The sequence below is a fragment of the Nocardia iowensis genome (genome assembly GCF_019222765.1).
Classification (GTDB): Bacteria; Actinomycetota; Actinomycetes; order Mycobacteriales; family Mycobacteriaceae; genus Nocardia; species Nocardia iowensis.
This window is the reverse complement of the sequence record NZ_CP078145.1, coordinates 4,444,412-4,462,828: the sequence shown is the minus strand read 5'-3', so window position 1 is coordinate 4,462,828 and position 18,417 is coordinate 4,444,412. Positions and strand designations below refer to the sequence as shown.

Here is an 18,417-nt window from a genome sequence, read left to right as displayed (position 1 = left end):
ACTGTCATGGCCCGTTTCGCGGGAAGATCCGTCATTGTCACCGGTGCCGCACAGGGCATCGGTGCCGCCTACGCCGCGGCCCTGGCCGCCGAGGGCGCGAAAGTCGTTGTCGCCGACAAGAATGCCGAGGGCGGCCAGGCGATGGTAGAGAAGATCACCGCAGACGGTGGCACCGCCGTGTTCGGCCAGGTCGACGTGTCCGATCCTGAATCCGCCACGGCCCTGGCCGAATTGACCGTCGCCGAATTCGGCGGGATCGACCATCTCGTCAACAACGCCGCGATCTACGGCGAGATGAAGGTCAATCTGCTGCTCACCGTGCCATGGGACTACTACAAGAAGTTCATGAGCGTGAACATGGACGGCGCGCTGAATATGACCCGCGCCGTCTGGCCGCACATGCGCAAGACCGGCGGTTCGATCGTCAACCAATCGTCCACCGCCGCATGGATGTACGCCAGTTTCTACGGTTTGGCCAAGGTCGGCATCAACGGTCTGACCCAGCAGCTGGCGTTCGAGCTGGGTGGGTCGAACATCCGGATCAACACCATCGCACCGGGCCCCATCGACACCGAGGCCACCAAGGCGGTGACACCCGGGGTAATCGTGGAGGATATGGTGAATCGGCTGCCGCTCAAGCGAATGGGGACACCGGCGGATCTGGTCGGCGCCTGCCTCTTCCTACTCTCCGACGAGGCGGGCTGGGTCACCGGGCAGATCTTCAATGTCGACGGCGGGCAGGTCTTCCGCTGATGAGCGACGCCAGGATCGGTTTCATCGGCATCGGCGCCATGGGGGCGCCGATGGCCACCCGGCTACTCGACTGGCCCGGCGGGCTCACGGTGTGTGATGTGCGGGCCGACGCGGTGCTGCCGTACACCGCGGCCGGTGCCGGAGCCGCCGACTCCCCCGCCCGTTTGGCCGAGCAGGCCACGATCATTTCGGTGGCCGTGGTGAACGACGCGCAGGTGCGCGACGTGATCACCGGACCCCAGGGCCTGTTGCGCAGTGCCGCACCGGAAACTGTCGTGGCCGTGCACTCGACCATCAGCGACCGCACCGCCGAAGAACTGGCCGCCGAATGCGCCACGCACGGCGTCGAATTCATCGATGCACCGGTGAGCGGCGGAGCACCGGGCGCCACACGGGGCACGCTCGCGGTCATGGTCGGCGGCAGCGACGCGGCCTTCGAGCGGATCCGTGCGCCGTTCGGTTGTTTCGCCGATCTGATCGTGTATGCCGGGCCGGTCGGCGCGGGCACGCGAATGAAGCTGGCGCGCAATCTGCTCCACTTCATCGCGTTCACCGCGGCCACCGAGGCGCAGCGGCTGGCCGAGGCGGCCGGACTCGACCTGAAGGTGCTCGGCAAGGTGGTCAGGCATTCCGATGCCGTCACCGGCGGGCCCGGCGCCATCATGCTGCGCGACCGCACCGCGCCGATCGAGGATGGCGACTTCTGGCTGCCGATCCTGCGGCACGTGCGTGATCTCGGTGAGAAGGACCTCGGTCTCGCCCTCGACCTCGGCAACCGACTCGACGTCACCCTCCCCCTCGCCGAACTCGCCCTCGAGCAGCTCGGGCAAGGGCTCGGCGTCGGCGCATCCGAAAGGCACAGCTCATGACCGACAACGGTTCCGCCGATTCCGTCCGCCAGCGCGGACTGGCCAAGATGGCCGAGGTCTACGGCACCGAATTCAAGGACTATCCCGGCAGCCACTTCGCCGTCACCGCCGACCACCTGTTCGCCGACATCTGGTCGCGTCCGGCGCTGTCCATCCGGGACCGGCGACTGCTGCTGCTCGGGGCCCTCACCGCACAGGGGGCCATCGACACCGCTGGCATCCAGATCGGCGCAGCGCTGCGCAACGAGGAGCTCACCGAGGAGCAGCTACACGAGATCGCGGTATTCCTCTGTCATTACGTCGGTTGGCCGAACGGCACCAAACTCGATCTGTTGGTGGGCACCATTGTGGCGCAACAGAAAAAGTCCGCCCGCCAGAGTGAAGGACCGAAACATGACTGACGCCAACCCCCTTCGTCCGTTGCGTGCGAGCGGCATCACCGAGTGGGACCAGCAGGCCGATGTCGTCGTCGCGGGCTACGGCATCGCCGGGGTCTGCGCGGCGATCGAAGCGGCGAGGGCAGGCGCCGACGTGCTGATCCTGGAACGCACCGGCGGCTGGGGCGGCGCGGCCGCGATGGCGGGCGGCTTCATCTACCTCGGCGGCGGCACCCCACTCCAGCAGGCACTCGGCTTCGAGGACACCCCCGAGAACATGGAGACCTTCCTGCTCGCGGCGCTCGGCCCCGGCGTGGACAAAGCCAAGATCGCCGACTACTGCCGCGGCAGCGTCGAACACTATAACTGGCTCGTCTCCTGCGGAGTGCCGTTCCGGGAGGCGTTTTGGGGTGAGCCAGGGTGGGAGCCCCCGCACGACGAGGGGCTGATGTACTCCGGCGGCGAGAACGCCGCCCCGTTCAACGCGATCGCGAAACCGGCGCCGCGCGGCCATGTTCCGCAGCTGGCCGACAAGAAGATCGGCCGCAAGAGCGGCGGCTACATGCTGATGAAGCCGCTGGCCGAGACCGCCGAATCCCTCGGTGTCCGAGTCGAATACGACCTGCGGATCGGTCGTCTCGTGGTGGACGACGACGATCGCGTCGTCGGGGTGATGGCCAAGCGTTACGGTAAGACTGTGGCGATCCGCGCCGATCGCGGACTCGTCTTGGCCACCGGCAGTTTCGCCTACCACCAGCAGATGATCGAAGGCTACGCGCCGCGACTGATCGGCAGGCCCGCGGCCGCGATCGAGGAGCACGACGGGATCGGTATCCGGGTCGCGCAGGCGCTCGGCGCGGAACTGGCGCACATGGACGCGACCGAGGTGGCGTTCTTCGGCGACCCGCAGCTGATGGCACGCGGCATCCTGGTCAACGGGCGCGGCCAGCGGTTCATCGCCGAGGACACCTATCCCGGCCGGATCGGCCAGGCGACGCTCATCCAGCAGGACAACCAGGCATATCTGGTCATCGACGAGGCCGCCTACGAGGCCGGGCTGGCCACCGAGACCGCTACCCCCTTCTTCCGGCAGCCGCCGACCTGGGCGGCCGAAACGGTGGCGGAGCTGGAGGCCGACATGGGGCTGCCGACGCTGGCGTTGCAGTCCACTGTCGACTGCTACAACCTGCACGCCGCCGACGGCAAGGACCCATTGCTCGGCAAGAAGCCGGAATGGGTTCGCCCGCTGCGAGGTTCGCTGGCCGCGTTCGACATGCGCGGTTTCACCGCGGGTTTCACCCTCGGCGGGTTGCGCACCGACCTCGATTCGCGGGTGCTGCACGTTTCCGGTGCGCCCATCCCCGGCCTCTACGCCGCGGGGCGCTGCACCTCCGGGCTGTGCGCGGGCGGCTACGTGAGCGGGGCCTCGCTCGGTGACGGCAGTTTCTACGGCCGCAGGGCCGGCTTGGCCGCGGCCAAGAACTGAACCGGCCATAGTAGTATCCAGACACATGTCCGAACCCGATTCCGTCATTCTCGAGGCGACCCGCCGCAGGCTGTCCGGAAAGCAGGCCGACACCGTCGACAAGCTCACCAGGTCGGCGGTGGAAGTGCTTGCCCGCGAAGGATTCGCGGGAATGACGATCCGGATGGTCGCAGCGGCGGCGGGGGTCGGTACGGCGACCGCGTACACGTATTTCTCCTCGAAGGAACATCTGGTCGCCGAGATCTTCTGGCGGCGTTTGATTTCCGCGCCGTCACCGGCGAGCGAGGATGCGGACCCGACCGTCCGGGTGATCGCCGAATTGCGGAACATCGCCATGCTGGTGGCCGACGAGCAGGAGCTGTCCGGCGCCGTGACCAGCGCGCTGCTCGGCCGCGATCCCGATGTCGAGCATCTGCGCGGCCGCATCGGCACCGAGATCCGCAAGCGGATCATCCGCGCCCTCGGGCCGGACCCGGATCCCGATGTCGTCGAGTCATTGGAGTTGCTGTACGCGGGCGCGCTCGTGCGGGCGGGCATGGGCTACGGGTCGTATTCGGAGATCGCCGACCGCATCGAGAAGTCGGCGTTGCTCATCCTGAACTAGCCGCTCACAGCGGCGGAGCGAGCACAAGGGCCACCGCGACGAGCACGTCGACGCGCAGATGAGCATGTTCGTTGCCGCGCCACCGGCCGACCACGACCTGGTCCGTCGCGCCGTGGCCTACCTCAACAGCCACCTCGACCAGGCCCTGTCCGCGAGCAGTCTCGCGGCCGAAATCGGGGTTGCCGCTGACCTAGCGCCCGCCTGCGAGATCGATAAAGGTGCCGGTTACGTACGAGGCGCGCTCGGACAGCAGCCACGCGATGGCTTCAGCGACTTCCTCCGGGCGACCGCCGCGGCGCATCGGCAGGGTCGGGGCGATCCGGTCGACCCGGCCGGGCTCACCGCCCTGAGCGTGCATATCGGTGTGGATGAAGCCCGGTCGGACGGCGTTGACGCGGATGCCTTCCGCGGCGACTTCGACGGAGAGTCCGCGGGTGAAGGTGTCGAGGGCGCCCTTGCTCGCCGCGTAATCGACGTACTCGCCGGGTGAGCCGAGGCGCGCGGCCGCCGACGACACATTGACGATCGCGCCACCCGTGCCACCGTGCGAGGTGGACATGCGCTGGATCGCGTGTTTCGCGCACAGCATCGGGGCGACGACGTTGACGGTCATCACGCGGTGCAGCCGTGCGGCGTCGAGTTCGTCTACCCGACATTGGGTTTCGAGCGTCGCCGCATTGTTGACCAGGCCGCGGAGTGGTCCGAGCTCGGTGTCGACGGTGCTGAACAGCGCGGCGATGTCCGTGGGACTGCTCATGTCGGCGCGCACCGCGAGCGCGGTGCCGCCCGCGGCGGCGATGTCGGTGGCCACCGCCTCGGCCGCCGCCGCGTCGGCGCGATAGGCGATGCAGACGCGGCGGCCCGCCCTCGCGAGCAGGTGGGCGGTGGCGGCGCCGATACCGCGACTGCCGCCGGTGACGATCACTGTTCCCGCATCCACTGCTTCGATACCTCCGTAGTCGGTGACTTGTGTCCGGTTGGGCCGAAATCGAACCCCGGCCAACCCGATCCTCGTATCTTTGCCGTAGGCAGCGCAGATCGGAGTGGGACAGTGCAACCAGGTGGGCTTACCGCGGACTATGTGATCGTCGGCGCCGGATCCGCGGGCGCCGTACTGGCGAACCGGCTCAGTGCCGATCCGAACAACTCGGTGGTGCTGCTCGAGGCCGGGCCGCAGGACAAGAACAAATTCGCCCACATCCCCGCCGGATTCGCGAAACTGTTTCGCTCCGAGGTGGATTGGGACTATCTCACCGAGCCGCAGCCGGAGTTGAAGAACCGGCAGATCTATTGGCCGCGCGGCAAGATGTTCGGCGGCTCGTCATCGATGAACGCGATGATGTGGGTGCGTGGTTTCCGCGCCGACTACGAGGAGTGGGCGCTGCTGGCCGGCGACGAGTGGGGCTTCGCGGCCGCCGTCGAGCAATTCCGGCGGATCGAAAGTGTCGAAGCCGCACAATATCCGGACGAAGGCGCCAACGGCCCCCTGCACATCTCGCGGCAACGCAGTCCCCGCTCGCTGACGGCCGCTTACCTGACGGCGGTGCAGGAGGCCGGTTTCGAGGTCGAGCCGCCGAATCGGCCGGAGCCGGAAGGCTTCAGCCAGACCATGGTCACCCAGCACGGCGGCCGCCGCTGGAGCACCGCGGACGGCTATCTGCGGCCCGCGATGCGCCGGCCGAACCTGACCGTCCGCAGCGAGGCATTGGCCACCCGGGTCCTGTTCGACGGAACCCGCGCGGTCGGCGTCGAATATCACCAGGGCGGCGGTCCGCACACGGTCACCGCGCGGCGCGAGGTGGTGCTGTGCGGCGGTGCGATCAACAGTCCGCAGTTGCTGATGCTTTCGGGCATCGGCGACCGGGACGAGTTGGCGCGCCAGGGCATTCGCGCCCTTCGGCACGTGCCCGAGGTGGGCGCGAACCTGCAGGACCATCTCGTCGCCGGCATCGGCTACGGCGTCGCCGCCGACTCGCTGTTCGCCGCCGAGAAGCCGCGCCAACTGCTGGACTACCTGCTCCGGCATCGCGGCATGCTCACCTCCAATGTGGGCGAGGCCTACGGGTTCGTGCGCAGCAGGCCCGATCTCGACCTGCCCGACCTCGAGCTGATCTTCGCCCCCGCGCCGTTCTACCACGAGGGCTTGGTCGACCCGACCGAGCACGGCGTGATCCTGGCGACCGTGCTGCTGCGCCCGCACAGTCGCGGCCGCATCACGCTGGCCGCCGCCGACCCCGCCGCCAAGCCGGTGATCGACCCGCGGTACCTGTCCGACAGCGCGGGCGTCGACCGCGCCGCGATCATGTCCGGCCTGCGCACCTGCGCCGAAATCGCCGCCACCCCGGCGATGAAGGCGGTACTCGGCCCGCTGATCTATCCGCCGCAAGCACCGGCGAATATGGAGGCGACCCTCGAACTCACCTTGAACGGCTACTCGCACACGCTGTACCACCCGGTCGGCACCTGCCGGATGGGCACCGATGTAGCCAGCGTCGTCACCCCGCGCCTGGAAGTGCGTGGCGTGCAGGGCCTTCGGGTGGCGGATGCGTCGGTCATGCCGCTGCTCATCCGCGGCCACACGCACGCACCGGCGGTCTTCATCGGTGAGCAGGCGGCGCGGTTCATCCTGAACGGGTAGCGGGCGGCCCCTTCCGACAGTGCGCCGACTGATCGGTCGTGCTCACGAGGCGACGAACAAGCCGAGCGACGCGGCGGCCAGGACCAGGTACGGCGTCGGATAGACGAGGTCGCCGTAGCCGCGGGCACGGACAATGGTGATGATCGCGCCGATGAAGTACAGGACCAGGCAGATGGCGGCGGCCAAGCCGAGCGCGGGGATGGCGAGCCCGACGAGCAGGCCCAGCGCCCCAGCCGCCTTGATCACGGCCAGCGGGTACAGCGTCCACTCGGGCAGGCCGTAGCGCTTCATGTTGTCGCGCACCCACTGGGCGCGGAAGACATCGACACCGGACGCGATCAGCATGGCGGCCGCGGCAACGATGGTGACGATGACGTAGGCGGTGGACATAGGTAATACCCTCCTGGTTCGTGCTGCGACCGGCCTGCGATCGTGGTGTGGCGCCGGGCGACGCCGCACCTCGCCGAGCCGGGCGCGGGCGGATCTGTCGAACGTGTGACGGATGGCGGAACGGAAAGGTGACCGATGCGGGCCGAAGACATGCTGGCGCGGCGGTTCGAGACGCATCGCGGCCACTTGCGGGCGGTCGCGTATCGCATGCTCGGTTCGGTCAGCGAAGCCGACGACGCCGTCCAGGAGGCGTGGCTGCGCCTGGCCCGCCACGACACCGGTGACGTCGAGAACCTGGTCGGCTGGCTGACCACGGTGGTCTCGCGGATCTGCCTCGACATGTTGCGCTCGCGGGCCGCCCGCCGCGAAGACCCCATCGATCTGCTCGCCGAACTCGGCGACGCCGCCTACGACAGCGACCCGGAACACGAAGCGATGCTGATCGATTCGGTCGGCCGCGCGCTGCTGGTGGTGCTGGACACGCTCGGCCCCGACGAGCGGGTGGCGTTCGTGCTGCACGATCTGTTCGCGGTGCCGTTCGACCAGATCGCACCGATCGTCGGGCGGACGACGGCAACCACGAAGAAGCTCGCCAGTCGGGCACGGCAGCGCGCACAGGGTGAATCGACAGCGACGGCAACCGAACTCGCCGAACAACGGCATGTGGTCGAGGCGTTCTTGACCGCTGCCCGCGGCGGTGACCTCGACGCCCTGCTCGCCGTGCTCGCCCCCGATGTGGTCCGCGTCGCCGACCCGGCAGCGCTGCCAGCGGGCATGGCGGCGGTGGTCCGCGGTGCGCGGGCGGTGGCCGAGGAAACTGTACTGCTGCAACGTCGTTCGCGGGTGGCCACGCTGGCCGTGGTCAACGGTGCGGTCGGCATCCTGGTCGCGCCGCGCGGCAAACTGTTGCTCGCTCTTACCGTGACAGTGCGCGCCGACCGGATCGCGGGCTACCAGGTGATCGCCGATCCCGCTCGCCTGCGCGCGCTCGACATCGCGGTGCTGGCGTAATCGTTTTGGGCCACAACGCAAAACGTGCCCACACACCGGAAAGGTGTGCGGGCACGGCTGGCACCGGCCTTACGGCAGGATGCGCGGAACCGAGTTCGGCGCGATGATGCCGACGAGGGCACCGACCACCGCACCGAGCACGGTGCCCCAGATGGCGCCGTTCACGGCACCCGGGATGCACAGCACGTAAATCGTGGCAATGCAGCCGATGATCGCCGAGCCGGTGGCACCGGCGAGCGCGCCGCCGACAATGCCGTTGGCCAGCGGATCCTCGTTCTTGATCTCGTCGTTCTTGATCGACTCCAGCGGCAGACCGGCCTCTTGCGAAACCGGCACGACCTGCGCGACCGGCTCAGCGACCGGCGCTGCCGCGCTGTTTTCCACCGCTGCGACGGCGACCGACTGACTACCGGGCACACCCGGATCAGCCTGAGCAACGCCGACGGACGCCACGGCAACCGCGACCGGCAACGCGGCCGCGATCAACAGACGACGAAACTTCACGGTGGTATGGCGAAACGCCACGAACCCCCTCCTTTTCGAACTCCCCGACCCAATGTTGGATACAACGGTCAATTCATAACAGTCCGACCAGGTTTCAACAAATCAAGCGACCAATTGTCAGCCGCGGCTCGCCGCTGTGACCGGTCACAACCGCCAACCGACCAGTCTCTGACGCTGCACAGAACCGCCCAAATCGTTCCGTTACCAGGAAGAAACGATTAGTGTGAATGCGCCGCACAGCTAGATCCCGGGGGCGGAAGGAGTCGTCAATGTCGATCGACAACTCGGCACGGCAAAGCCTGACTCTCGCAGGCAAACCGATGTCGTCCCCGCTCAAGGACGTCCGTGCGCTATCCCGGCAGATGGTCGGGCACTTCGTCGAAAACATCATCCCCTGTGGCACATTGCCCGCCGACGCGATCTCCGGCGACGTCACCACCATCACCCGGGTGTGCCTCGAGTTCGCGGTGAGCATGCTCGACGGCCAGAACATCCCGGAGAAGCTGCAGCGCCTCCAGGACGCCGCCGCGGGTTGGGCGCGCGAGGGCGTGCCGATCGACACGATTCACCACTCCATCCACGAGGGCTTCAAAATGGGGCTGGATCTGGTGATCTCCGACGCCTCGATCAAGGATTACGACAGCCTGGTCGACGGCGCCAAGATGGTGCTGGAAATGCTGGACATGATCAGCTCGGCGACCTCCGTCGCCTACATCAGGGAACTGCGCGCGGTGGTCAGTGAACACCACACGGCCGTGCACACGCTGACCTCCGCGTTGCTCGGCGGGCACAGCACCTCCACCATGGCGCGCGAGTGCGGCATCGCCATCGCGGCGGCGTATGCCGTTCTCGCCGTGGCGATCCCGCCACATCGGGAGGAACACAACCCGATGCTCGACAGCCAGGTCGTCGCGCGTCGCAAGCTGAGACGGGTGCAGGCCGAACTCGCGACGCGTTGCGGTGACAGCGCCCTGTCACTGCTCAGCGTCGACGGCGGCACGGTTCTGATCCCGTCCACCAAGTTCGACAACGCGGGCCTCGAAACCTTGGTCAACCAGCTCTCGCATGCCGCGCAGGTCGGCATCACCGCGACCATGGTCGAGGCCACCCCCGAACAGATCCCCAATGCCGCCGACCAAGCCCACGAACTGCTCGATATGGTGCAGCGCCTGGAGGCGGTGGCCGGCCTGTACCGCTTCGACGAACTCGCGCTCGAATATCAGCTCACCCGCCCCGGCCCCGGCCGCGAATACCTCGGTCAGCTGCTCGACCCCCTCGACGAGCACCCGGAACTGCTGGAAACCCTGCAACGCCACATCGGCAACAACCTCAACCGCCAGCGCACCGCCCGAGTCCTGCACGTGCACACCAACACCGTCGACTATCGCCTCAAGCGCATCGGCCAGCTCACCGGCTTCGACCCGTCCCAGCCTTCCGGCCTCTGGTACCTGCGCTCGGCCCTCGTCGCGCGCAGCTATCGCACGACCTGACGTCCGGAAGCAGTCTGCGGTCGTGCCACCGAAACGGGTAGCGCCGCCAGACCGGGGAGGGCGCCGAGGGGCACCGCATCGGCAGGGCCGAAGATATCCGCGAACCCGGCGGGCACCCGCGCGCCCACTGTCCCGATGCCGAACTGCCAAGGCGGCGCAAGCACACCGCTCGGTCCGCTCACCCGCACCGCGATCTGCCTGGTGACGAAGTCGATGTCGCACTGCGGATAACACTGCACGGAGATCGCGGAACCCGCCGGGCCGTTCAATGCCATCCACGTGATGTCACTCTTGCCGGGGAACCGGCCCAGATACGGCGACTCCGCCCGTAACTCGGCCGAGCGGAAAACCGGTGCCGCCGCACCGAGGGCGGCGAAACAACGCAGAATGTCGCCGGGGCCGTAGATCAACAGACTGAGCCCGGCTCGGTCGAGCCCGAGGAAGGCCCGCTGTTTGGGGTTGCCTTCGTCGTGCGGGTCCGCCAAGGTGACCCGTTCAGACTTCGCGCTCGGCCGCTGCCACTCTGTGAAGATGCTCATCACTCAAATGCCCCTGATTCGGTCTGCACGATCTCGAACTTGTTGTCCAGCAATCTCTTCAGTTGTCCGGGTGTGGTGATCCGACGCGCACCCGGAGTCCTGCGGCCGCACCTATTGAGTTTCGTGGCGCCGGTCGCCGATGTCTGTCCACCGAACACTCGACATCCCGGTACCGGCCCCGGCGTGGCCCGCGTGATCCCGATCGACCCGCCACTGAAGCGGCCTCGATCGACGAGCGCCGACTGTAAAAACGGGTAATTTGAGGAAATATCACGCAATACCCCAACCGGCTCGATAACGACGACATCGAGCGCATTCCACGCACATATGCGCAATTACCTACAGAGATCCGCGCACACAGAATACGGCTACCGCCATCCTCGAGGAACCAATCCTGATCCCCACTGCCGCAAGCGGATTCGACCGCCGAATTATCGAACCGACCGGTCGAAATCAGCTTACGACGTAAGGTGACAATCTCGTCCGACCCCTTCGATCACCATTCGCTCCGATGATGCACGGTGTTACCTCCGAATATCAGAACAGGTTCCCTTGGCACGCCGGTTATCGAGTGATTTAATTCCATTCATGGTGATCCGCCGGCTGCTCACAATGGCGGGAGTCGCCGTCACCGATCTGCCCGGCGACTATGCGACGCCAGGAACGGTGCGCCGAATCGGCATCGTCGAAGACCACCAAGCCGTCGCGGTCGGTCTGGCCGCGATCCTGTCCGACCAGCCCGATCTGACCGTCGTCGCGATCGCGCCGACCGTCCCCGCGCTGCTGGACCGGACAACGGAATTGGATCTGGCCGTCCTCGATCTGCGGCTGCCCGACGGTTCCAGCCCACGTGCGAATGTCGAACTGCTGCACAGCCTCGACATTCCGTGCCTGGTCTACACCACCGGCGATTGGCGCGACCTGATCCGCTCCGCGGCACGCGCGGGCGTACTCGGCGTCGCGCTGAAAAGCGATCCGGCCGAACGCACCACCGCGATGATCCGCGCGGCCGCCTCCGGCAGACAGGTCGCGACGATGGCATGGGCCTCGGCCATCGACAGCGATCCGGCGCTGACCAACATCGATCTGCCACCCCGGCAACGAGACGTGTTGGAGCACTACGCGAATGGCGAGACCGCCGCCTCCGTCGCACACAAGCTCGGCCTTTCCGAACACACGGTCAACGACTATCTGAGCCGGATCCGCCGCCGGTACGCCGAGGCAGGCCGTCCGGTCCGGTCGCGGGTGGACCTCTACCGGGAGGCGAAACGGGACGGTTTCCTCGGCGGCGATCCCCGGCCCCGATGATCGAAACGGCCGCGCCACCGCGCAGCGCCGAATCCCGCCTCGTCCGTGGCGCTTGCCTTTTCGTCGGATCCGGTGGCCTGTTCTATGCGGCCCTCACCGTGCCGATCGCCCTGGCCCAGTCCGCGCTGGCCGCACCGTGGTGGACACCGGTCGCGCTCGTTCTGGTCTACGGGCCCACCGTGTTCATCATCGGCGCGGCCGTGCGCTGGCGCTTCGACCTGGTGCGCTACGCAGTCCTCGCGTTCGCGCTCGGCTACCTGCTCGCGGCGACCAGTTGGCTCGTCGTGCGTACCGGCGCCACGGTGACCCCCGAGGAATCCTTGTGGACCACGTGGATTCCAGGGCTACCCGCGCTTTCCCTGTGTGTCTTCTGGCGCCGCATGCCATTCGGCTACCTCGCCGTCTCCGCGGCGCTCAGTCAGCTCAACGCGGCGTATGCCAGAGGCCCGGACGCCCATAATCCGCTGCTGCCGGAATTGCTGTTCGCCGTGGCCTATTCGGCGCTGCCCTGCGCGGCTTGCGTCGTGCTGGTCCGGGTCGGGCGGACGCTGGATCAGACCTCCTCCGCGGTGCGCGCGAAGGCCACCACCGCGGCCGCCGCGGAGGCGCGCCGATTCGAGCGGCGACGCTTCGACGCCCTCGCGCACGACTGGGTCATCGCGACTTTGCTCGAGGCGTCGCGTGCGCCCAACTCCCCCGTGCTGACCCACCACGCGGACAGCACGCTGCGCGACCTCGAACGGCTGCGCTCCGGGCTGCCCGTGCAGGACAACCTCGACCTCGATCAGGTGGTCTCCAGCATCCGCGCGGCGGCGGCCGAGGTCGACGACACGGTGCGGCTGCGGGCCGCCGGTGCCGCGGGTGTCGCGCTGGCGGTGCCAAGCGATGTCGCGGCGGCGCTGGCCGCAGCCGTGGGCGAGGCGCTGCGTAATTGGCAGCGGCACGCCGGTTCCCGGGGACGCGAGGCAGACTGCGAGGTATTGGTGACCGCCGATGCCGCGTCCGTGCGCGTCGACGTCGTGGACGACGGTGTCGGTTTCGATCCCACGACCGTCCCGCCGGACCGACTCGGGTTGCGCGCCAGCATCACCGACCGCCTCGCCGAACTTCCCGGCGGCTGGTCCGACATCGATACCGCGCCGGGGCGCGGCTGCCGGATCAGCACCGGATGGGTGGCGCGATGACCACGACCGTCCGAGACGATGTTCGTGACATTCTCGGCATGCGGACGCCGACCGCGTGGCTGCTGACCGGGCTCTTCGCCGTCGCGATCTGCTCCATGGCGTTGGCCGCCGACGACGGGATCCGCGACATCCGGTGCACCGTTTTGGCCGCGGTTCTCATCCTCGGTGCCGGCCTGAGCATGCTGCTCGCGCCCGGCGATCCGCTGCCCGCCCGTTTCGCGATGCCCACCGCGGCGGCGGCTCCGCTCGCGAGCGCGCTGGCCATCTGGCAGTTGCCGGTCCCGATGGCCAACTCCACCCAGATCTGGTTTCTCGGGGCCTGCTCCGCGTACCTGAACTTCCTGTGCGTGCGCGGGGCCGCACTGTGGGCGTGGGCAGGCTTGCTCGCGCAGATCGCGGTCTGTGCGTGGTGGACCGCGGGCACCGGTCAGGGATTGCTCACCGGGGTGGGGTTCTCGTTCATCAACCTCACGCCGTTGCTGATGGCGACGTTCTTCGCCAGGGTGGTCCGCCCGATGGCGCATTCGATTCTCGCGCTGCGGCAACAAGATACCGAACGAGCCGCCGCCGAGGCCGCGGCGCAGGCCGCGCAGCAGGAGCGAGACGAGCGCGTCGCCCGGCTGGACAGCGCCGCGCGCCCGCTGCTGGAGATCATCGCCTCGGGCCGCCCGCTCACCACGCACGAACAGGCCGAGTGCCGACTCGTCGAGGCGGAACTTCGCGACGATATTCTCGGCGGTGTCATGATCGACGCCTCGGTCGGCGCGGCGGCGCGCAGTGCGCGACAACGCGGCGTGACCGTGGTACTCGATGACAGCGGCGGCCTCGACGACGTCGACACCGACCTTCGGCAACTCGTGCGCACCGTCTTGCGGGACGCGCTCGACTATGCCGATGGCGGCACGGTCACCGCCCGCGTCCTGCCTCCGGGGCGCACCACGCTGGCGTCGATCCTGTTGCGCGACAACGGTGAACTGCGGATCGAGGTCGAGTCGACCGGTTCGGTGCGATCCGACCTGGACCGCCGACAACCACTTCGCGAAGCTAAGCAAGACCCAAGACCTGCGGGCTGAGAGTTGGGGAATTCCCATGGGCGACAACGGCTCATATATTCATTAGGCACGTCGGTTATTGGTCCGCAACCTTCGGGGAGGTGTGGTACCGGAACCGGATGACACTGCATGAAGCGGGAAACTCTGATGACCTCCATCGTTCCGGACCCCCGATCACGACCGAACCGGATGGGATTGTGGCAAGACCCGCACTTGTCCGCGCGCGAGCGCGAAGTGCTCGTCGCCTGGGTCAAGTGTGATTCGAAAACCCAAGTCGGAAAACAGCTTTACCTGTCTATCGGTACGGTCAACACCCACATCACCCGTATTCGCGGCAAGTACGCGGCGGCTGGGCGGGCGGCCAACACCAAGGCAGCGCTGGTGGCTCGGGCTCTGCAAGACGGCCTGATCGTGCTGGACGAGTTGTAGTCGTACCCGACGCTGCCCGCCACCGTTGCGCCGCGGCGGAGTGCCGACCGCGTGCCCATCGTTTCCTTGTCGGACATTCGACCGACAGACAACGTTGCGGAATCGTGACATCGTCAGGATTCGCGGACGAAACACCGGCCAGGGCATTCGGCGAAGACCCGCCGTCGTGCAGATCGGTTGCGCCCACGATCTTCTCGGACATTGTTTGACTCTGAACTCGGTCGCCGGTGCGACAGGATCGCGACCGTATGCGGAAAGTGTGGGCACCCATCGTGAACCGGCGACATATCTATGAGGTGACTGTTCCGGCCTCGGCCCTCGGCGAGCTCATCCTCGCGGTGCACGAGGCAGCGGGGCAATCGGGCGGTCCATCCATTCGCCGGTGGCGGTACGGCAACGTCGTCGGCATCAGCACGCCACAGGTGCACGATCTCGCACTGGCCACCGTGCACCTGAAGCACGTGATCGAACGCCGGGCGATCGCGGCGATCACCGTCGCGGTGCACAGCAAGATCGCGGTGGACGTGATCTTCACGCTGGACAACACCGTCGCGTCGGCTCAATTCCGCTGCGCGACAATCGGGCCCGAGCCCGCTCGGGGCCCGGAGATGGCGTTGGCCGAGTCGCTGGCGACCAAGACCTCGGCGGCGCTCGACGCGCACGACATCGCCACCGAAATGTCGTGCGGTAACGCGAGCGCCACCGACTGAACGGCACGGTCCCGCTACAACCGCCCACCGCCGCCGATCAACCACGGGTTGAACGTGCAGTCGAGGTTCGGGTGACCGGCCGGGTCCAGGGCGTGCAGGGCGATGGAGAGGGCGCGGGGTGAGTACATCATGGTCTGGTGGTCGGAGAGGTCTTGCTCGCAGCCGTCCTGCAGGGTGATGTTGCGCACCGAGGCGCCGCGGCCCGCGTGCAGGAAGCTCAGGTGGTATGGGGTCATGACTTCGTCGTAGCGGGTGCCGACGATCGTGTAGTCGACGCCAGGGACGGTGTCGCCGTTCGCGTTGAGCCGGTTGACGAAGTTCGAGCCGACGGTCTGTTCGGCGACGGCGTGGCCGACGACGATCGAGCTGGCGCCGATGGCGTCGACACCGATGGTGTCGACGACCCGGCCGAGGGCGGCGATGCCGTCGATGGTCGAGCCGTGATGCGTTGCGCCGTAGGTGATCAGATTCCGCACCTTGTCCGCACCGCCCTCGAACTTGGTGTACCAGTTGGCCATCGCGCCGCCCTGCGAATAGCCGATGATGTCGACGGCGGGCGCGCCGGTGGCGGCGAGCACCCGGTCCACGAAGCTGGCCAGCTGCTTCGCGGAGTCCTCGATGTTGCCCGTGCCCATCACACCGGGCAGCAGCGGCGGGAGACCACCGCCCTGCGCGGGGTCGGCTCGGCCATAGTTGAAGGCGAAGGTGCAAAAGCCCGCGTCTTTGATCGGCTGGCCCATGAAAGCGAAGCTGTTGTAGGCGTTCATCCAGGTGCCGTGCAGCAGCACCACCGGGCGGGGATGCTCGGCGGTCGGCTTGCAGTTCCAGTCGTTCGCGCCGGGCGGGGCAGCGTCGGGGTTGACCAGGCCGTAACCGAAAGCAGCCAGCCAGGAAGCCATCGGCGGGCCGGAACCGACTGTGTCACTGGCGAATCCGCCGGACAGCCCCGAGCTGAAGCCGTAATCGGTGACGGCGGTAGCCTTTCCGCTCGCGGCGATGCGGTCCGCGATCGATTGCTCGATCGACTGGTCCGTCGGCGCGGCGCTCGCGCCGGTGCTCGCGACGCCCATGACGAGCGCGGTGACACCGGCCAACACAGCCGCGATCGACAGCCGACTGGAGGTCCTTCGTTTCATTGACACGCCTTCCTGCGTCGAGCGCAGCATTCGAGATCCACGGAAACGGCACAGTCCGGCGCGGGAAGGTTCGAGAGCGAAGCTTTCATCCGAACAAACCCGTGCCGGACAGTGAGGACTACAGGCAAGCAGCAGGGGGTGGAGCGAACATGGCCAGTTGACCAATGGCGGGTGAACCTGGTCCAGATCAGGTAAACCTCATACAGATTCGCTGCAACGCACAGTGCCCACCGGCGGCGCGTGCGGCAGCCGCTCGGTGGGCACTTCGCCACGGGCCGGAGAGTGGGCAACGAACAGAGAGCGGTTGAGGGGAACCTGTTCGGTGCGCACGTGTCACGTGGCGGGGGGTGCATCCGTCGGAACAGGCTCGGAGAGTGCGGGTTTCACCTGCCCGACGCGGTGCACGTTCTGTTACAGCTGTCCGCCACCGCCGATCAGCCACGGGTTGAAGGTGCACTCGAGATTCGGGTGACCGACCGGGTCCATGGCACGCAGGGCGATGGACAGGGCACGGGGTGAGTACATGATCGTCAAATGGTCGGAGACGTCTTGTTCGCAGCCGTCCTGCAGGGTGATGTTCTGCACCGACGCGCCGGGGCCTGGCCGCAGGAAGGTCAGGTCGTACGGGTTGGTGATCTCGTCGTAGCGGGTGCCGACGATGGTGTAGTCGACGCCGGGAACGGTGTCGCCATTGGCGTTGAGCCGATTGACGAAATCAGAACCGATGGTCTGCTGGATACCGGCATGGCCGACAAAGATCTCGATGAAACCGAGGATGTCGATGCCGAAGTTGTTGATCGCCCGACCGAGCGCGCCGATGCCGACCAACGAGGTGCCGTGATGGGTGGCACCGTAGGTGATCAGGTTCTGCACCTTGTCCGCGCCGCCCTCGAACTTGGTGTACCAGTTCGCCATCGAGCCGCCCTGCGAATGCGCCACGATATCGACCTCCGCCGAGCCGGTGGCGGCGAGCACCCGGTCGACGAAGGTGGCCAGTTGCTTGGCCGAGTCCTGGATGTAGCCGGTGCCCATCACACCGGGCAGCACCGAGCCGAGACCGCCGCCCTGCACCAAGTTGGACCGGCCGTAGTTGAAGGTGAAGGTACAGAAACCGGCGTCCTTGATCGGTTGGCCCATGTACGCGAAGCCGTTGTAGGCGTTCATCCAGGTGCCGTGCAGCATCACCACGGGGCGTGGGTGCTCGGCGGTCGGCTTGCAGTTCCAGTCGTTCGCACCGGGCGGAGCGACATCCGGGTTGAGCAGACCGTGCCCGAAGGCGGCCAGCCAGGAGGTCATCGGCGGGCCGTAACCGACTGTGTCGCTGGCATATCCGCCGGACAATCCGGAGCTGCTGCCGGAACCGCCGTAGCAGTCACCGGAGCCGTTGCCTGATCCGGCGCCACTGCCGGAGTTGCAGGCCGAGCCGGACGCGCTGCCGGAATCGGCGACCGGCGCCGCCTTCCGGCCCGCGGCGATGTAGTCGGCGAGGGCCTGCTCAGTCGCATCCGCCGGGGGTTCGGCGCTCGCGCCGACTCCGGCGATGCCCATGACCAGCACCGAGACGCCCATCATCACCGCCGCCGCGATCGACGACCGGCCAGAGGTACTTCGTTTCATTGCATGCCTTCCTGCTTCGAGCACAGAGTCCGAGTCGCAGTGCCGAGGTATGCCGGTCGACGGCACCGAAACTGCGCCAACGCTAAAGCCGGGCGCACCGTCGACCCATCGATCGACGCGGTGTCTGGACACCTCACCAAAGCCGCTGTCGCGGTTAGGGAACCGACACAGTCCGCCGCCGAGAATTACGTCGGTAAGGAATAGTCACAGTGCGACGGACCAACTGTTCCGGCAGCGCACAACCGCACGTGATTTTCACTGAATAGCGACCCTGCCGAACGGTGAGGTCTACAGATAAACAGCCGAATTGTGGAGCGAAT

At 67.2% G+C, this 18,417-nt stretch carries 20 protein-coding genes; 13 read left to right on the top strand and 7 right to left on the bottom strand.

Features of this window, described 5'->3' with window-relative positions:
• Positions 1-6 precede the first annotated feature (6 nt).
• The 5 genes from KV110_RS20580 to KV110_RS20560 are packed head-to-tail and all read left to right on the top strand — an operon-like array spanning position 7 to position 4,089.
• Complete coding sequence (locus tag KV110_RS20580; RefSeq protein WP_218478040.1) at positions 7-753, top strand: SDR family oxidoreductase; 747 nt, start codon at positions 7-9, stop codon at positions 751-753.
• The gene (locus tag KV110_RS20575) at positions 753-1,622 is read left to right on the top strand and encodes an NAD(P)-dependent oxidoreductase (RefSeq protein ID WP_218478038.1); all 870 of its coding nucleotides are present in this window, start codon (positions 753-755) and stop codon (positions 1,620-1,622) included. Before KV110_RS20580 ends, KV110_RS20575 begins: the two co-directional genes overlap by 1 nt.
• A complete protein-coding gene (locus KV110_RS20570) occupies positions 1,619-2,023 on the top strand; it encodes a carboxymuconolactone decarboxylase family protein (protein ID WP_218478036.1) in 405 nt (134 codons plus the stop codon). Before KV110_RS20575 ends, KV110_RS20570 begins: the two co-directional genes overlap by 4 nt.
• Complete coding sequence (locus KV110_RS20565; protein WP_218478035.1) at positions 2,016-3,485, top strand: FAD-dependent oxidoreductase; 1,470 nt, start codon at positions 2,016-2,018, stop codon at positions 3,483-3,485. The genes KV110_RS20570 and KV110_RS20565 overlap by 8 nt, the downstream gene beginning before the upstream one ends.
• Positions 3,486-3,510: 25 nt before the next feature.
• Complete coding sequence (locus tag KV110_RS20560) at positions 3,511-4,089, top strand: TetR/AcrR family transcriptional regulator (protein WP_218478034.1); 579 nt, start codon at positions 3,511-3,513, stop codon at positions 4,087-4,089.
• 4 nt (positions 4,090-4,093) lie between these two features.
• Here KV110_RS20560 and KV110_RS41830 read toward each other — a convergent pair whose 3' ends face one another.
• Together KV110_RS41830 and KV110_RS20555 are read right to left on the bottom strand one after the other, a co-directional pair.
• Positions 4,094-4,222 carry a hypothetical protein gene (locus KV110_RS41830; protein ID WP_281427799.1) on the bottom strand — a complete coding sequence of 43 codons (129 nt, stop codon included), beginning with the start codon at positions 4,220-4,222 and terminating at the stop codon, positions 4,094-4,096.
• A gap of 57 nt (positions 4,223-4,279) precedes the next feature.
• Positions 4,280-5,029, bottom strand: coding sequence for an SDR family oxidoreductase (locus KV110_RS20555; protein WP_218478033.1), 750 nt, complete (start codon positions 5,027-5,029; stop codon positions 4,280-4,282).
• Positions 5,030-5,140: 111 nt separating this feature from the next.
• On the opposite strand from KV110_RS20555, the gene KV110_RS20550 reads away from it, so the two are divergent.
• Complete coding sequence (locus KV110_RS20550; RefSeq protein WP_218478032.1) at positions 5,141-6,727, top strand: GMC family oxidoreductase; 1,587 nt, start codon at positions 5,141-5,143, stop codon at positions 6,725-6,727.
• 42 nt (positions 6,728-6,769) lie between these two features.
• Here KV110_RS20550 and KV110_RS20545 read toward each other — a convergent pair whose 3' ends face one another.
• On the bottom strand, positions 6,770-7,117 hold the full coding sequence (locus tag KV110_RS20545) for a DoxX family protein (RefSeq protein ID WP_218478031.1): 348 nt from the start codon (positions 7,115-7,117) through the stop codon (positions 6,770-6,772).
• A 135-nt stretch (positions 7,118-7,252) separates the two neighbouring features.
• Between KV110_RS20545 and KV110_RS20540 the strand changes: the two genes are divergently transcribed.
• Entirely contained in the window at positions 7,253-8,128 is an 876-nt protein-coding gene (locus KV110_RS20540) for a sigma-70 family RNA polymerase sigma factor (protein ID WP_218478030.1), read from the top strand.
• Between the two features lie 69 nt (positions 8,129-8,197).
• On the opposite strand, the gene KV110_RS20535 is transcribed toward KV110_RS20540, so the two are convergent.
• Positions 8,198-8,653, bottom strand: a complete 456-nt coding sequence (locus KV110_RS20535) for a hypothetical protein (RefSeq protein ID WP_218478029.1) — start codon at positions 8,651-8,653, stop codon at positions 8,198-8,200.
• A 248-nt stretch (positions 8,654-8,901) separates the two neighbouring features.
• Between KV110_RS20535 and KV110_RS20530 the strand changes: the two genes are divergently transcribed.
• Positions 8,902-10,122 (top strand): PucR family transcriptional regulator, encoded by a 1,221-nt coding sequence (locus KV110_RS20530; protein ID WP_218478028.1) that lies wholly within the window; start codon positions 8,902-8,904, stop codon positions 10,120-10,122.
• Here the strand turns inward: KV110_RS20530 and KV110_RS20525 are convergent.
• Positions 10,107-10,661, bottom strand: a complete 555-nt coding sequence (locus KV110_RS20525) for a hypothetical protein (protein WP_218478027.1) — start codon at positions 10,659-10,661, stop codon at positions 10,107-10,109. The genes KV110_RS20530 and KV110_RS20525 overlap by 16 nt on opposite strands.
• A gap of 612 nt (positions 10,662-11,273) precedes the next feature.
• On the opposite strand from KV110_RS20525, the gene KV110_RS20520 reads away from it, so the two are divergent.
• The 5 genes from KV110_RS20520 (at position 11,274) to KV110_RS20500 (ending at position 15,344) form a co-directional block, all read left to right on the top strand.
• Complete coding sequence (locus tag KV110_RS20520) at positions 11,274-11,969, top strand: response regulator transcription factor (protein WP_218478708.1); 696 nt, start codon at positions 11,274-11,276, stop codon at positions 11,967-11,969.
• On the top strand, positions 11,966-13,153 hold the full coding sequence (locus KV110_RS20515) for an ATP-binding protein (protein WP_218478025.1): 1,188 nt from the start codon (positions 11,966-11,968) through the stop codon (positions 13,151-13,153). The genes KV110_RS20520 and KV110_RS20515 overlap by 4 nt, the downstream gene beginning before the upstream one ends.
• Positions 13,150-14,226, top strand: a complete 1,077-nt coding sequence (locus KV110_RS20510; protein WP_246634667.1) for an ATP-binding protein — start codon at positions 13,150-13,152, stop codon at positions 14,224-14,226. Before KV110_RS20515 ends, KV110_RS20510 begins: the two co-directional genes overlap by 4 nt.
• 126 nt (positions 14,227-14,352) lie before the next feature.
• Positions 14,353-14,634, top strand: a complete 282-nt coding sequence (locus tag KV110_RS20505; RefSeq protein ID WP_218478023.1) for a response regulator transcription factor — start codon at positions 14,353-14,355, stop codon at positions 14,632-14,634.
• 248 nt (positions 14,635-14,882) lie between these two features.
• Positions 14,883-15,344, top strand: coding sequence for a hypothetical protein (locus KV110_RS20500; protein ID WP_218478022.1), 462 nt, complete (start codon positions 14,883-14,885; stop codon positions 15,342-15,344).
• Positions 15,345-15,358: 14 nt separating this feature from the next.
• On the opposite strand, the gene KV110_RS20495 is transcribed toward KV110_RS20500, so the two are convergent.
• Positions 15,359-16,480: an esterase/lipase family protein gene (locus KV110_RS20495; protein WP_218478021.1), complete on the bottom strand. Its 1,122-nt coding sequence runs from the start codon at positions 16,478-16,480 to the stop codon at positions 15,359-15,361.
• Positions 16,481-16,891: 411 nt separating this feature from the next.
• Positions 16,892-18,097 (bottom strand): esterase/lipase family protein, encoded by a 1,206-nt coding sequence (locus KV110_RS20490; protein WP_246634666.1) that lies wholly within the window; start codon positions 18,095-18,097, stop codon positions 16,892-16,894.
• Between the last annotated feature and the right edge of the window lie 320 nt (positions 18,098-18,417).